Origin of the sequence: Streptomyces sp. ISL-99 (genome assembly GCF_018614005.1) — a bacterium.
In the GTDB taxonomy this organism is placed as follows: domain Bacteria; phylum Actinomycetota; class Actinomycetes; order Streptomycetales; family Streptomycetaceae; genus Streptomyces; species Streptomyces flavidovirens.
The window spans coordinates 48410-62351 of the sequence record NZ_JAGGPC010000004.1; the positions used below are offsets into that span (position 1 = coordinate 48410).

Annotated in this window: 15 protein-coding genes; 9 read left to right on the forward strand and 6 right to left on the reverse strand. The window is 69.8% G+C overall.

What is annotated here, in order from left to right:
* Positions 1-20 precede the first annotated feature (20 nt).
* Together J7E91_RS02225 and J7E91_RS02230 are read right to left on the reverse strand one after the other, a co-directional pair.
* Positions 21-233, reverse strand: a complete 213-nt coding sequence (locus J7E91_RS02225; RefSeq protein WP_214898636.1) for a DUF397 domain-containing protein — start codon at positions 231-233, stop codon at positions 21-23.
* Positions 190-1065: a helix-turn-helix transcriptional regulator gene (locus tag J7E91_RS02230; protein WP_214898638.1), complete on the reverse strand. Its 876-nt coding sequence runs from the start codon at positions 1063-1065 to the stop codon at positions 190-192. The genes J7E91_RS02225 and J7E91_RS02230 overlap by 44 nt, the downstream gene beginning before the upstream one ends.
* A gap of 113 nt (positions 1066-1178) precedes the next feature.
* Between J7E91_RS02230 and J7E91_RS02235 the strand changes: the two genes are divergently transcribed.
* The 6 genes from J7E91_RS02235 to J7E91_RS02260 all read left to right on the forward strand — a co-directional run bounded on the left by J7E91_RS02235 (position 1179) and on the right by J7E91_RS02260 (position 6211).
* Positions 1179-1364, forward strand: coding sequence for a hypothetical protein (locus tag J7E91_RS02235; RefSeq protein WP_214898640.1), 186 nt, complete (start codon positions 1179-1181; stop codon positions 1362-1364).
* Positions 1365-1408: 44 nt separating this feature from the next.
* Positions 1409-1756, forward strand: a complete 348-nt coding sequence (locus tag J7E91_RS02240; RefSeq protein ID WP_214898785.1) for an ATP-binding protein — start codon at positions 1409-1411, stop codon at positions 1754-1756.
* A 75-nt stretch (positions 1757-1831) separates the two neighbouring features.
* Positions 1832-3658 carry an acyl-CoA dehydrogenase gene (locus tag J7E91_RS02245; RefSeq protein ID WP_214898787.1) on the forward strand — a complete coding sequence of 609 codons (1827 nt, stop codon included), beginning with the start codon at positions 1832-1834 and terminating at the stop codon, positions 3656-3658.
* 94 nt (positions 3659-3752) lie between these two features.
* Entirely contained in the window at positions 3753-4466 is a 714-nt protein-coding gene (locus tag J7E91_RS02250; RefSeq protein ID WP_214898642.1) for a hypothetical protein, read from the forward strand.
* Positions 4467-4563: 97 nt separating this feature from the next.
* Positions 4564-5871 (forward strand): M18 family aminopeptidase, encoded by a 1308-nt coding sequence (locus tag J7E91_RS02255; protein WP_214898643.1) that lies wholly within the window; start codon positions 4564-4566, stop codon positions 5869-5871.
* Positions 5872-5983: 112 nt separating this feature from the next.
* Positions 5984-6211, forward strand: coding sequence for a DUF6458 family protein (locus tag J7E91_RS02260; RefSeq protein WP_214898645.1), 228 nt, complete (start codon positions 5984-5986; stop codon positions 6209-6211).
* Between the two features lie 82 nt (positions 6212-6293).
* Here J7E91_RS02260 and J7E91_RS02265 read toward each other — a convergent pair whose 3' ends face one another.
* On the reverse strand, positions 6294-8108 hold the full coding sequence (locus tag J7E91_RS02265; RefSeq protein ID WP_214898647.1) for an NHL domain-containing thioredoxin family protein: 1815 nt from the start codon (positions 8106-8108) through the stop codon (positions 6294-6296).
* A 289-nt stretch (positions 8109-8397) separates the two neighbouring features.
* On the opposite strand from J7E91_RS02265, the gene J7E91_RS02270 reads away from it, so the two are divergent.
* On the forward strand, positions 8398-8952 hold the full coding sequence (locus J7E91_RS02270; protein ID WP_214898649.1) for a Uma2 family endonuclease: 555 nt from the start codon (positions 8398-8400) through the stop codon (positions 8950-8952).
* 9 nt (positions 8953-8961) lie between these two features.
* Here J7E91_RS02270 and J7E91_RS02275 read toward each other — a convergent pair whose 3' ends face one another.
* Positions 8962-9747 (reverse strand): carbon-nitrogen family hydrolase, encoded by a 786-nt coding sequence (locus J7E91_RS02275; protein ID WP_214898651.1) that lies wholly within the window; start codon positions 9745-9747, stop codon positions 8962-8964.
* A 168-nt stretch (positions 9748-9915) separates the two neighbouring features.
* On the opposite strand from J7E91_RS02275, the gene J7E91_RS02280 reads away from it, so the two are divergent.
* Positions 9916-10740, forward strand: a complete 825-nt coding sequence (locus tag J7E91_RS02280) for a maleylpyruvate isomerase family mycothiol-dependent enzyme (RefSeq protein ID WP_214898653.1) — start codon at positions 9916-9918, stop codon at positions 10738-10740.
* A 60-nt stretch (positions 10741-10800) separates the two neighbouring features.
* Here J7E91_RS02280 and J7E91_RS02285 read toward each other — a convergent pair whose 3' ends face one another.
* Both J7E91_RS02285 and J7E91_RS02290 read right to left on the reverse strand, forming a co-directional pair.
* A complete protein-coding gene (locus J7E91_RS02285) occupies positions 10801-12138 on the reverse strand; it encodes a nitrate/nitrite transporter (protein ID WP_214898655.1) in 1338 nt (445 codons plus the stop codon).
* Entirely contained in the window at positions 12135-12800 is a 666-nt protein-coding gene (locus tag J7E91_RS02290) for a GntR family transcriptional regulator (RefSeq protein WP_214898657.1), read from the reverse strand. The genes J7E91_RS02285 and J7E91_RS02290 overlap by 4 nt, the downstream gene beginning before the upstream one ends.
* 191 nt (positions 12801-12991) lie before the next feature.
* Between J7E91_RS02290 and J7E91_RS02295 the strand changes: the two genes are divergently transcribed.
* Positions 12992-13936: a serine hydrolase gene (locus J7E91_RS02295; RefSeq protein ID WP_251015060.1), complete on the forward strand. Its 945-nt coding sequence runs from the start codon at positions 12992-12994 to the stop codon at positions 13934-13936.
* The last annotated feature ends 6 nt before the right edge of the window (positions 13937-13942 follow it).

Below are 13942 nucleotides of genomic sequence, written 5' to 3' on the forward strand. Positions count from 1 at the left end.
TGAGTAAGGAGCCCCCGCGCTCAGCCGTCCAGCCGACCGGTCTTGAGCGCGGCGACGAAGGGGGCCCAGGCGGTGGCGGGGAGGACGAGGGCGGGGCCGTGCGGGAGCTTGGAGTCCCGGACGGGGACGACGCCGGGGAGGTCGTCGGCGACCTCGACGCACTCACCGCCGCCACTGCTGTAGCTGCTCTTACGCCAGCGGGCGCCGGTCAACCCGTCCTGGTTGCATGCCATCTCGGTAGTCCTCAGCCGCTTGTTCGATCATGTCGAGGGACGCCTCCGGTGGGAGCGCGGCGGCCCTGAGCCGATCGTATGCCTTGTGGTACTGCTTCACGAGGGCCGGATCGTCCACGATCTGCCCGTGATACGTGCCCTCCGTATAGACGACCGCCGGTTCGTCATCGAAGTCCAGGAACACCAGCGACAGTTTCATCAGCGGCTGCGTCGCCGCGTTCCACGGCAGGACCTGTGGCACCAGGCACCGGCGCTTCGCCAACGCCACGATGTGGTCCAGTTGTTCGGCCATCTCAGCAGGTGGCAGTAGCGGGTGGCGGATCAGTGACTCGTGCAGGATCGCCCAGTACTCCGGCCTCCTGGGCCCATCGAAAAGCTTGGCGCGCGCCAAGCGAGCCCGAACCTTCGCCTCGGCCTCGTCCGGCGGGTCAAGCGGGTGCGTGGCGTTGTTCGCCACCTCGGCGTACGCCTTCGTCTGGAGCAGGCCAGGAATCAGTGCGTTCGCCCAGTGCTCGATCACGCGCGCCCGGGTCTCCGCCTCCGCGATAGGTGCGAAGTACGAGGCGTGGGCCCCCTGCTTCGCCTTCCGGACATCCTCGCAGCGCCGCTCGAAAAAGCCGTCCGTCTTGAGCACGCCGTCCACGTGCCGTGCCAGATCCAGCGGCATCCGCCGCGTGCCACGCTCGATCTCGCTCAAGTACGTCGCCGCGTAGAAGCTGCCCTCCACCGTCTGCTGGAGTGTCAGCCCGGCTTCCTCCCGGCGCCAGCGCAATTCCTTGCCATAAAAGGAGGCGACGCTCTCCGAGCCGTCGATGTCCTTGCGTGCCGCCACCGTTGACCGCCTTCCACACCGCGCACTGTGGCGCCGAAACCCTTCCACGGTACGCCGCGACACGTCAGCGTGTGACCAGTTCGTCACAGCCCGCAACAGAAGGATGCACCCCCATGGACCTGGACCTCGAAGCCCAGACCACCGTCGAAGAACTCCGCGCCGCGCTCACCGCGCACGGCATCACCCTCCCCTCCCTCGGCAGAGACTTCGGCACGCCGCCGCTCGTCATCCTCGGCAACTGCAACCTCGCCACCGCCCGCGCGCTGACCGCCGTCCTCCGCAAGGCGACGGACCGGTGACGCCGTTCACCGCCGGCCTCCTCGCCACCCCGAAGGCGGTCCCGATGCTCCGCCACGCCGTGCGCGAGCACCTCGGCGGGCAACCGTGCCCCGACCTCCAGCTCTGCGTGAGCGAGCTGCTCAGCAACGTGATCGCGCACCTCGGCGAGGGAACCCCCGTCACCGTCCACATCACCCGCACCGCCGACAACGCCCGCACCCGCGTCGAGGTCACCGACCCCGACCCGCGCGTGTGGCCCGTACTGCGCCAGGCGACCGACCGCGACGAGTCCGGCCGGGGCCTCGCGATACTCGCCGCCGTGTCGCTGCGCTGGGGCGTGAGCCAGGGGCCGGGCAGCAAGACGGTCTGGTGCGAGCTGCCCTCGGTTAGAGACGCGTCACAAATGACGTGATTGGGGTTGCCCTTATTACCGGCGGGTAGCATCATCGTAGTTACTTGCTGGTATGTGTACGAGAGGGCCGTCGCCATGGGGCACTACAAGTCGAATCTCCGCGACATCGAGTTCAACCTCTTCGAGGTACTCGGCCGCGACAAGCTGTACGGCACCGGCCCATTCGCGGAGATGGACGTCGAGACCGCCAAGAGCATCCTCGACGAGATCGCCCGCCTCGCGGAGAACGACCTCGCCGCCTCCTTCGAGGACGCCGACCGCAACCCGCCGGTCTTCGACCCCGCGACGAACACCGCTCCCGTACCGGCGGCGTTCAAGAAGAGCTACCAGGCCTTCATGGACTCCGAGTACTGGCGTCTGGGCCTGCCCGAGGAGATCGGCGGCACCACCTCCCCCCGCTCCCTGATCTGGGCGTACGCGGAACTGCTGCTCGGCGCGAACCCGGCGGTCTGGATGTACTCCTCCGGCCCCGCCTTCGCCGGCGTCCTCTTCGAGGAGGGCAACGACGTACAGAAGAAGATCGCGCAGATCGCCGTCGACAAGCAGTGGGGCTCCACCATGGTGCTCACCGAGCCGGACGCCGGCTCGGACGTCGGCGCGGGCCGGACGAAGGCTGTCGAGCAGCCCGACGGTTCCTGGCACATCGAGGGCGTGAAGCGCTTCATCACGTCCGGTGAGCACGACATGTCGGAGAACATCCTTCACTACGTGCTCGCGCGCCCCGAGGGCCACGGCCCCGGCACCAAGGGCCTGTCCCTCTTCCTCGTCCCGAAGTTCCACTTCGACTGGGAGACCGGCGAGCTGGGCGAGCGCAACGGCGTGTACGCCACGAACGTCGAGCACAAGATGGGCCTCAAGGCGTCCAACACGTGCGAGATGACCTTCGGTGACCAGCACCCCGCCAAGGGCTGGCTGATCGGCGACAAGCACGACGGCATCCGCCAGATGTTCATGATCATCGAGTTCGCGCGGATGATGGTCGGCACGAAGGCCATCGCGACGCTGTCGACGGGCTACCTCAACGCGCTGGAGTACGCCAAGGAGCGCGTCCAGGGTCCCGACCTCGCCAACTTCATGGACAAGACCGCGCCCAAGGTCACCATCACGCACCACCCCGACGTCCGCCGCTCGCTCATGACGCAGAAGGCGTACGCCGAGGGCATGCGCGCCCTGGTCCTGCACACCGCGTCCGTCCAGGACGAGATCACCGCCAAGGAGGCCGCGGGCGAGGACACCTCCGCGCTCGTCGCCATGAACGACCTGCTCCTGCCGATCGTCAAGGGTTACGGCTCCGAGAAGTCGTACGAGCAGCTGGCGCAGTCGCTCCAGACGTTCGGCGGCTCCGGGTACCTCCAGGAGTACCCGATCGAGCAGTACATCCGCGACGCGAAGATCGACACCCTGTACGAGGGCACGACCGCGATCCAGGGCCAGGACTTCTTCTTCCGGAAGATCGTCCGCAACCAGGGCGCGGCGCTGAACTCGCTGGCCGAGGGCATCAAGAAGTTCCTCGCGGTCGGCACCGGCGGCGAGGAGCTCGCCGCGGCCCGCGACCAGCTCGCCAAGGCGGCCGTGGACCTGGAGGCCATCGTCGGCGCCATGCTGACGGACCTCGCGGGCACCGAGAAGGACGTCAAGTCCATCTACAAGGTCGGCCTGAACACCACCCGCCTGCTGATGGCCTCCGGTGACGTCGTCGTCGGCTACCTGCTGCTCCGGGGCGCTGCCGTGGCCGCCGAGAAGCTGCCGACCGCCTCCCCGAAGGACGTCCCGTTCTACACGGGCAAGATCGCGGCGGCGAAGTTCTTCGCCGCGAACGTCCTGCCGGGCGTCGGTGTCGAGCGCGCCCTGGCCGAGTCCGTCGACCAGTCCCTGATGGAGCTGGACGAGGCGGCCTTCTAGTCCACCACTGGAAAACCCTCTGGCATCGGGCCGGGACCTTCCCTGCGGGGACGGACCCGGCCCGTTGTCAGTGGCCCGTGCGACTCTGGTGGGCATGAGTTCCATGGAACCCCGCAGGGGTGGCTATTCCGTCCCGGCCGGCCGGCCGTACGCGCTCAGTGAGCTGCGCGGAAAGCTCGGCTCTGTGGGCGACCAGATCAGTGACCTGTACGACGGCTCCCATCCGCTGGAGTACGAGCCGGTCGCCGACACGCTGTACGTCGCCTTCAAGACAGCTGCGGACCTCGCCCCCGTCAAGAGCTACACCGGCTGCGAGCTGCACCCGAACGGCGCCATCGACCCCGAGGCCCCCACCGGCTGGGGCCGCTGCCTCCTGTGCAACGAACGCCGCCGCCGCGGCGAGCGCAGCGTCCCCGCCCCGGCCGAGCAGCGCCGCCTCGGTTACCCCGTGCCGGACCCGCCGTACACGCTGGACGTGCTCAAGGGGTACGTCCAGCGGGTCAACGACCGTGCCTTCGCCGTCACCGTCTCCTCACCCGGTGAGGAGTTCGTGGAGCTTGCGGACACCCTGCACCGCGCCTTCATCGTGGCGCGCGAGCTGTCCCGGCCGCGCAACGCGTCGGGCTGCGCCGAGCACCCCGGCTCGCCCATCGACCCGACCGCGCCGCCCGGCGAGGGCTGCCTGTTCTGTGTGGGCCGCCGTCGGCAGCAGCAGCGGCCGCCCGGCGCCCCGCGGATGCTGCCGCAGGTGCGCCGCGGGGAGCGCCGGACGATACAGCGGCGGTTCGAGCGGCCTCCGGGGCTCTGAGGCGGGCGCTGGGGCTGCGCCGGGGCGCTGAGGCGGGCGCTGGGGCGCTGAGGCGGGCGCTGCGTACCGGCGGTTAACCCTCGTTATGGTGAACCCCATGCGCGCACCCCTCCGCTTCGACCGCGGCCACACAGACGACCTGATGTCCTTCCTGGCGGACAGCCCGTCGCCGTACCACGCGGTGGCGAACGCCGCCGAGCGACTGGACAAGGCCGGGTTCCGGCAGGTGGCGGAGACCGATGCGTGGGACGCGTCGACGGGCGGCAAGTACGTGCTGCGCGGCGGAGCGATCATTGCCTGGTACGTACCGGAGGGCGCGGAGGCAAGCACTCCGTTCCGGATCATCGGCGGGCACACCGACTCCCCGCACCTGCATGTGAAGCCGCTGCCCGACATGGGCGCCGAGGGCTGGCGCCAGATCGCCATCGAGATCTACGGCGGGACGCTCCTCAACACCTGGCTCGACCGCGACCTGGGCATCGCGGGCCGGCTGACGCTGCGCGACGGATCGCACCGCCTGGTCAACATCGACCGGGCACTGCTGCGCGTGCCCCAGCTGGCCGTGCACCTGGACCGCTCCGTCAACACCGAGGGCCTCAGGCTCGACAAGCAGCGGCACATGCAGCCCATCTGGGGCCTCGGCGACGTACACGAAGGGGACCTGATCCGGTTCCTGGAGGAGGAAGAGGGCCTGGCCGAGGGTGAGGTCGCCGGCTGGGACCTGATGGCGCACAGCATCGACCCGCCGTCCTACCTCGGCCGCGACCGCGAGCTGGTGGCCGGGCCGCGCATGGACAACCTGATCTCCGTGCACGCGGGGGTCGCGGCGCTGGCGGCCGTCAGCGCGGCGTCGGACGGGCCGGAGGGGCCCCTTCCGTACATTCCGGTGCTCGCCGGCTTCGACCACGAGGAGAACGGGTCGCAGTCCGACACGGGAGCCGACGGTCCGCTGCTCGGCAACGTACTGGAGCGCTCGGTCTTCGCGCGCGGCGGCAGTTACGACGACAAGGCGCGCGCCTTCGCCGGCACGATCTGCCTGTCGTCCGACACGGGGCACGCCGTGCACCCCAACTACAGCGAGCGCCACGACCCGACGCACCACCCGCGCGCCAACGGCGGACCGATCCTCAAGGTCAACGTCAACATGCGGTACGCGACGGACGGCAGCGGCCAGGCGGTGTTCGCGGCGGCGTGCGAGAAGGCGGGCGTGCCGTGGCAGGTCTTCGTGTCGAACAACTCGATGCCGTGCGGCACGACGATCGGCCCGATCACCTCGGCCCGGCACGGCATCCAGACCGTCGACATCGGCGTCGCGATCCTGTCGATGCACAGTGCGCGTGAGCTGTGCGGGGCGGACGACCCGTACCTGCTGGCGAACGCGATGACGGCGTTCCTGGAAGGCTGACTCCCGAATCCCGAATCCCGAATCCCGTCCGGAGGCTTGTCCGTTGAAGGGCCGGGTACGCGAAGGACGTACACCGGCCCGGAACTGCCGGGCCGACAGGGAGGCGGAACTCATGGGACTGGGAGGATTCATTCTCCTCATCGCCGGCGGAGCGATACTCGCCTTCGCCACCGACTGGGAGATGGAGAGCGTCAACCTCACCCTCGTCGGGGTCATCATGATGCTCGTCGGGATCATCGGGGTCGCGGTCTACGCCAGCGTCGCCAGGCGCCGCCGCATGGTCGTCCCCCCGACCACCACCGTCGTGTCCGACGACCAGCACCACCACCACAACCCCTGAGGCCCGGCAGCGGCCGTTCGCAGCGCCGGGCCCCCGGGAGAGACCGGCCCCTGGAGGGACCGGACCCCGGGGCCCCGGCCGCTCAGCCGTCCATACCGGCGAGCACGAGCGGCAACCGGGGCGTTCCTTCCGCGGTGACGCGGACGGGCACGCCCCAGTCCTGCTGGTGGACGTGGCACGCCGGGTACTCATTGGCCGGATCGTCGTCGCAGGAAGCGGCCATCGCCGAGACGTGCAGCACGCCCTCGGTGACCTCGGGGTTCAGTTCCAGCTCGCGGCTCAGGTCGGTCCCGGCCCCCTCGCCGGCGTTCAGCAGCTCGGGCGGGGTCGAGGAAACCAGCAGCCGCGTCGAAGGCCCGTACCGCGTGTCCAGCTTCTGACCGCTCGGCGCCTGGAAGACGATGTCCAACCGCAGCTTCCCCGGCGCCACTTCGGTCGCCGCACGCTGCGTCCGGTGCGCGACGGCCTCCACGCGTACCGCCTCGTCGGGCAGCCGCAGCCGGGTCAGCCGGTGCCGGGCGGACTCGACGACGACGATGTCGTCACCGACGAGCACGGCGTCGCTGGGCTCCCTCAAGTCGGTTGCGAGCGTGGTTACTTCACCGATCGCCGGGTCGTAGCGCCGCAGGGCGTGGTTGTACGTGTCGCTGATCGCCACCGAACCGTCGGGCAGCGCCGTCACCCCGAGCGGATGCTGGAGCAGCGCCTGACCCGCCGCGCCGTCCCGGTGGCCGAAGTCGAAGAGCCCGGTCCCGACGGCGGTGTGCACCACCAGCTCACGGTCGACGTACCGCAGCGCGCTCGTCTCCGAGTCCGCGACCCACAGCCGGTCGCCGTCCGGCGACACCGCGAGCCCCGACGGCTGCGCGAACCAGGCCTCGGCGGCGGGCCCGTCCACCAGCCCTTCGTTGGTCGTCCCGGCCGCGACCTGGACCGTGCCCGCCTCGGGGTCGTACGTCCACAGCTGGTGTACGCCGGCCATGGCGATCCACACCTTGCCCTGCCACCAGGCCACGTCCCACGGCGAGGACAGATCGACGTCGCGGGCGGGCCCCGAGGTGGGCGAGCCCTGCCACCACTGCTTTCCGGTACCGGCGACGGTCTGGATCGCGCCGCTCGCGGGGTCGTACGTACGCAGCCGGTGATTGACGGTGTCGGCTACGACGACCCGCCCGTCCGGCAGCAGCGCGAGCCCCTGCGGCTCCTTGAACTCGCCGTCCCCGCCGATGCGCCGTACGACGGTCTCGCCGTCCGCCTCCAGTTCGACGAGCTGATGCCTGGTGGTGTCCGAGACGAGGAAGTTCCCGCTGCCCGTCCCGGTGCCGGGCAGCACCAGCGCCTTCCCGGGGAAGCGCAGGTCGGTCGCCTCCGGCTCGGGCGCGACGTACGGCCCGTCCCCGCGCCGCAGCGTCCCCTTGGCCTCATGAGCCGCTTCCAGCTCCTCGACGAGCTTCTCGATGGCGTGCGCGTGCCCCTCGCCGGCGTGCTGGGCGACGACGTACCCCTCGGGATCGATGACGACGAGCGTCGGCCAGGCCCGTACGGCGTACTGCTTCCAGGTCGCGAGCTCGGGGTCGTCGAGGACCGGGTGATGCACGCCGTAGCGCTCGACGGCGTCGACGACGGCCTCGTGCTCGGCCTCGTGCACGAACTTCGGGGAATGGACCCCGATGATCACCACGGTGTCCCGGTGCTTCTCCTCCAGCTCCCGCAGCTCGTCCAGGACATGCAGGCAGTTAACACAGCAAAAGGTCCAAAAATCGAGCAGAACGATCTTTCCTCGCAGACCGGAGAGGGTCAGATCGTCTCCGCCGGTGTTCAGCCAACCCCCCTTGCCGATGAGCTCGGGGGCACGGACACGGGCACGGCGGGGACTGGGGGCGGCTGCATCGTTCATGGATCCAGGGTGCCATCCCCGCTCTGTCGCTCAGTCGTGGGGCGAGCGCCTGGCCACGTTGATGTTGAACGTGTGGGACCCGATGCTGTTGGCCACGCCCATGAAGAGCAGAGCACCGCAACGGGCCAGGACAGGAAGGGGCGGCGGTGGGAGTCCGGGGAAGGGTTGACGCAGCCCAGGGCGCCATCCCCGTCGTACACACTGACGAGTGACGGTGGGCTGCGGCGAGGGCGCGGGAGGCCCTGTCGTGGGACCGTGGACACACGTCGGCAGCGAAGGAGGGACCGGGATGGCCACCGCGCCCGAGTACAACGAGGGCATCGACCCCGAGCGCGCTTTGAAGTTCGCCGTTCAGCGAGTCCATGGCGACCGCGCCGAGATCATCGAGGGAGTTATCGGCTTCATGCCACCTGCCTGGGACCACGAGAACGCGGCGGAAGCGGTCCGCGACCAGATCAAGGGGCGTGTGCGAGAGCTCGGCTGCCTCACAGGATCCGGCAACCTCGACCTGCCGGGCTCTCCCAACTGGTACGTCCCGGATCTCGCCGTCGTTCCCAAGGACCTGGCCAAGAGGGCGAACGCCCTACTCCCCGACCAGACGCTCCTGATCGTGGAGGTCACGTCGGAGTCCAACGCCGAGACCGACCGGGTCGTCAAGCGAAAGCGGTACGCCGAGTACGGGGCGCCGCTCTACCTCCTCGTCGACCGCGTCGAGAAGAGCATCACCCTGTTCTCCGAGCCTGGTCCTCTCGGCTACACCGGGGCCGAAGGCCCCCACCCCTTCGGCACTCCCCTGCACCTGCCGGCCCCGTTCGACCTCGACCTCGACACCAGCGACCTCTGAGCCGGAGTCCTACCGCAGGCGCCGGTCCTTCAGGGCCGGGAACTGTTCCCGCGTCGACGCCACCTTCGCCGGGTCGAGGTCCACCACCAGCGTCTCCTCCGCCACTCCCGCCTCGGCCAGCACCTCGCCCCACGGGTCCACGACGATGCTGTGCCCCGCCTGCTCCACCCCCGCGTGCGTGCCGGCGGTGCCGCAGGCCAGGACGTACGCCTGGTTCTCGACCGCGCGGGCACGCGCCAGCAGCGTCCAGTGTTCGCGGCGCCTGGCGGGCCAGCCGGCCGGGACGACGAAGGCCTGCGCACCGGCGTCGACGAGGCCGCGGAAAAGCTCCGGGAAGCGCAGGTCGTAGCAGGTGCCCAGGCCGAACGTGAGGCCCGCGGCCGCGACCGTCACGAGCTCCTCGCCCGCGCCCATCATCACGGCCTCGCCCTTGTCGAAGCCGAAGCGGTGGATCTTGCGGTACGTACGGACGAGCTCGCCGTCGGGGGCGAAGACGAGGGAGGTGTTGTAGAGGGGGCCCTCGGGGTCGCGCTCGACGATCGACCCGGCGTGCAGCCACACCCCGGCGTCGGCCGCCGCCTTCGACATCACGTCGTACGTCGGACCCTCCAGCGGCTCGGCCTCCTCGACGAAGGATTCGTACGCGAAGGCTCCGGTCGGCCACAGTTCGGGAAGGACCACGAGATCCGCACCGCGCCGCTCACGCTGCTCGCGCACGAGCGAAGCGACGCGCTGCCGACGGGAATTGACCGTTTCGTCCGGGTCTACTGCGATCTGGATGAGGGAGGCGCGCACACTACCACCGTCCTGGCATTCGAGCCGTCAACACGGGCCTACGATCGTCACACCAAAGCACTGCCAGGGTGCCACGGGGCAGCGTAACTTAGCGTGCGAGCCTCCCACGCAGTCCGGCACGCACCGTCAAGTCCAGCCCGCCCGCAAGTGAACCGCACGAGGGGTCCCGTGACCGTCCATCCCAGCCTCCAGACATACGCCGAAGCCTGGACCCACTCCATCGAAGCGATATCCGAGCTGGTGACGCCGCTCGTCGAAGCGGAGTGGAACCGCCGCACGCCGTGCCCAGGCTGGTCGGTGCGCGACATCGTCTCGCACATCATCGGCATGGAGAGCGAGATGCTCGGCGACCCCCGGCCGATCCACTCGCTGCCGCGCGACCTGTACCACGTGACCTCGGAGTTCGCCCGGTACATGGAAATGCAGGTCGACGTACGACGCCACCACACGGCGCCGGAGATGACCTCGGAGCTCGAGTACACGATCATCCGCCGCCAGCGTCAGCTCCGCAACGAGACCCGGTCCCCCGACACCATGGTCCGCGCCCCCCTCGGCGCCGAGCAGACGCTGGAACTGGCGCTGCGGATGCGGGCCTTCGACACCTGGGTGCACGAGCAGGACCTGCGTACGACCCTCGGCCAACCCGGCAACCTCGACTCGCCCGGCGCGATCGTCGCCCGTGACATCCTCGTCCACGGCCTGCCGAAGGTCGTCGCGAAGGAGGCGGGCGCGCCCGCGAACTCCGCGGTCGTCTTCGACGTACACGGCCCGGTCGAGTTCATGCGCACGGTCCGCGTGGACGCGGACGGCCACGGCACGGTCGACGGCACGCCGTCGCTGGGCCCGCTCGCGACGATCGCCCTGGACTGGGAGACGTACGTACGCCTGGCCTGCGGCCGGGTCCGCCACGAGGCGGTCGCCGACCGCATCAAGGTCGAGGGCGACCAGGGGCTGGCGGACGCGATCCTGCGCAACTTCGCGGTCACGCCGTAACTGTTACGCCGTAGTCACGGTCTCGCAGTCACCCCTGCCGAACCCTCACCGCGGTCCCCCTCACGCCGGGACGTGCACCGCCTCGACGCGGCTGGCGACCAGGTGGTCGCGCTCCCGGCGGGCGGTCCGCTTGCGCAGGCGCAGGATCTGGACGATCCCGACGGTCTCCAGCACGAAGACCGAGGCGAACGCGATCCGGTAGTTGTCGCCGGTCGCGTCGAGCAGCACGCCCACCGCGAGCAGCGTCGTCATCGAGGCGACGAAGCCGCCCATGTTGACGATGCCGGATGCCGTGCCCTGACGCTCCGGCGGGTTGGCGGGCCGGGCGAAGTCGAAGCCGATCATCGACGCGGGACCGCAGGCGCCGAGCACCGCGCAGAGCGTCACCAGCAGCCACATGGGGGCGTGGTCGCCCGGGTACGCGATGGTCGCCGCCCACAGCAGGCCGGTGGTCCCGACGGTGCCGAGGGCGAGCGGCGCGCGGGCGGCGCCGTGGCGGGCGATGACCTGCCCGTACACGAGCCCCAGCGCCATGTTGGACAGCACGACGAGCGTCAGCAGCTCACCGGCGGTCCCGCGCGAGAGCCCCTGCGCCTCGACCAGGAACGGCATCCCCCACAGCAGCAGGAACACCATCGCGGGGAACTGCGTCGTGAAGTGCACCCACAGCCCGAGCCGCGTCCCGGGCTCGCGCCAGGCGGCGGCGATCTGCTTGCGGACGTAGGCCGCACCCGCGTGCTCGGCGGGCGCCGGCTCGTGGCCCTCGGGGTGGTCCTTGAGGAACAGCAGCAGCAGTACGAGCACGAGCACGCCGGCGAGCGAGCTGCCCGCGAAGGTGGCGGTCCAGCCGACGCCGTGCAGCAGGCGCGCGATGACGAGCGTCGAGACGAGGTTGCCCGCCATCCCGCACAGACCTGCGAGCTGGGCGATCAGCGGTCCGTGGCGGGCGGGGAACCAGCGGGCGCCGAGGCGCAGTACGGCGATGAACGTCATCGCGTCGCCGCAGCCGAGGAGGGCGCGGGCGGCGAGGGCCATGCCGTACGAGGGGGAGAAGGCGAAGGCGGCCTGCCCGAGGGTGAAGAGCACGACGCCCAGGGTCAGAACCCTTTTGGTCCCGAGGCGGTCGACGAGGAGACCGACGGGTATCTGCATGCCCGCGTACACGAGGAGCTGGAGGATCGAGAACGTCGACAGCGCGGAGGCGTTGACGTCGAACCGGTCAGCGGCGTCGAGGCCCGCGACGCCCAGGCTCGTACGGAAGATGACGGCGACGAAGTAGACGGCGACGCCTATCCCCCAGACGGCGGCGGCACGCCGGCCGCCGGGCGGATCGCCGGGCAGGGAGACGGCGGGAGCGGCGAACCCCTTCCTGGAACCCGGCCTGGAACCCCACCTCACCGGTCCTCACCCCGGACGAGCACCCTGACGCGGCTGACGTGGCGGCGTACACACTGGGCGGCGCCTTCGACGTCACCGGCCCTGATGGCTTCGAGCATCTCGGCGTGCTCGGTGATGTTCTTGGCGATGCGGTCGGGGTGCGCCTCCATGATGGTGACGCCCATGCGCAACTGGCGGTCGCGGAGCTGGTCGTAGAGGCGGGAGAGGATCTGGTTCCCGGCGTTGCGGACGATCTCGGCGTGGAAGCACCGGTCGGTGACGGCGACTTCGGCGAGGTCCCCTTCGAGGGCGCGCTGCTTCTGCTCCTCCAGCAGCTCTTCGAGCCGGGCGATGAGGGCGGGGGACGCCGGTACGGCGCGACGTACCGCGAACTCCTCCACGAGCAGCCGGGTTTCGACGACGTCGGCGATCTCCTGGGCGGAGACGGCGAGGACGAGGGCGCCCTTCTTCGGATACAGCTTGATGAGCCCCTCGACTTCGAGCCGCAGCAACGCTTCGCGCACCGGCGTCCTGGACACCCCGACGGCGTCGGCGAGGTCGCCCTCGGTGAGGAGGGTGCCGCCTTCGTAGTGGCGGTCGAGTACGCCCTTCTTGACATGGGCGTAGACGCGCTCGGCGGCGGGGGGCTGCTTGATGGCGGTGAGAGCGGGCGCGGCAGGCATGCGCACAGCATAGATACAACAGGGTTCAACAGAAAGCCGCGTCCGCATCCCGGAACGGGGACGACGGGGAGAGCGCGATGAAATTGCCGGCCGGGCGCGTACATCCTTTCGACGTGCTCGCGAGTCTCTTGTCGGGACCCCTATTCCAGGGCGGTCCGCTTTCAACGCATTCGCGAACTTCGGAGCGTTCTTTGATCACCAGCCTCCCGGCCGTCCGCAGAGCCGCCGCGGTCCTCGTCACCACCGGCGCGCTGCTGACCGTCTCACCCCTGGCCGCGCCCGCGCAGGCGGCCACCGCGCCGCCGGTCACCGCAAAGGGCGCGTTCATGCTGAACAACGCGACCGGCGCCACGGTCTACAGCAAGGGCGCGGACACCAAGCGCCAGATGGCCAGCACGACGAAGATCATGACGGCCGCCGTGGTGCTCAGCACGACCAACGTCGACCTCAACCGCAAGGTGACCGTCAAGCAGGTCTACCGCGACTACGTCACCGCGCAGGGCGCGAGCACCGCCGACCTGAGGACCGGCGACAAGGTGACCGTCCGTCAGCTGCTGTACGGCACGATGCTGCCCTCCGGCTGCGACGCGGCGTACGCCCTGGCCGACACCTTCGGCACCGGCACCACCGTCGCGGAGCGCAAGAAGTCCTTCATCTCGAAGATGAACGCGAAGGCCGGCTCTCTCGGGCTGACGAACACCAAGTTCGACTCCTTCGACGGCATCTCGACGACGGGCAACAACTACACGACCCCGCGCGACCTGGCCAAGCTCGCCCGCTACGCCATGAAGAACAGCAACTTCCGCGCCGTCGTGAAGGCGACGTCGTACAAGAGCACCGCGACGACCAGCACGGGCGGCACCCGGACGTACACCTGGTACAACACCAACAAGCTGCTGGGTTCCTACAGCGGCGCCATCGGGATCAAGACCGGCACCGGCTCGACGGCCGGCCCCTGCCTGGTCTTCGCCGCCACGCGCGACAGCAAGACCCTCATCGGCGTCGTCCTGAACAGCGCCACTGTGACCGACCGCTACAACGACGCCGGCAAGATGCTGAACTACGGCTTCGGCACCAGCACCACGTCGTCGACCATGAAGCTGCGCACCCTCCCCTCGGGCGCACAGCAGGACTGATCACGG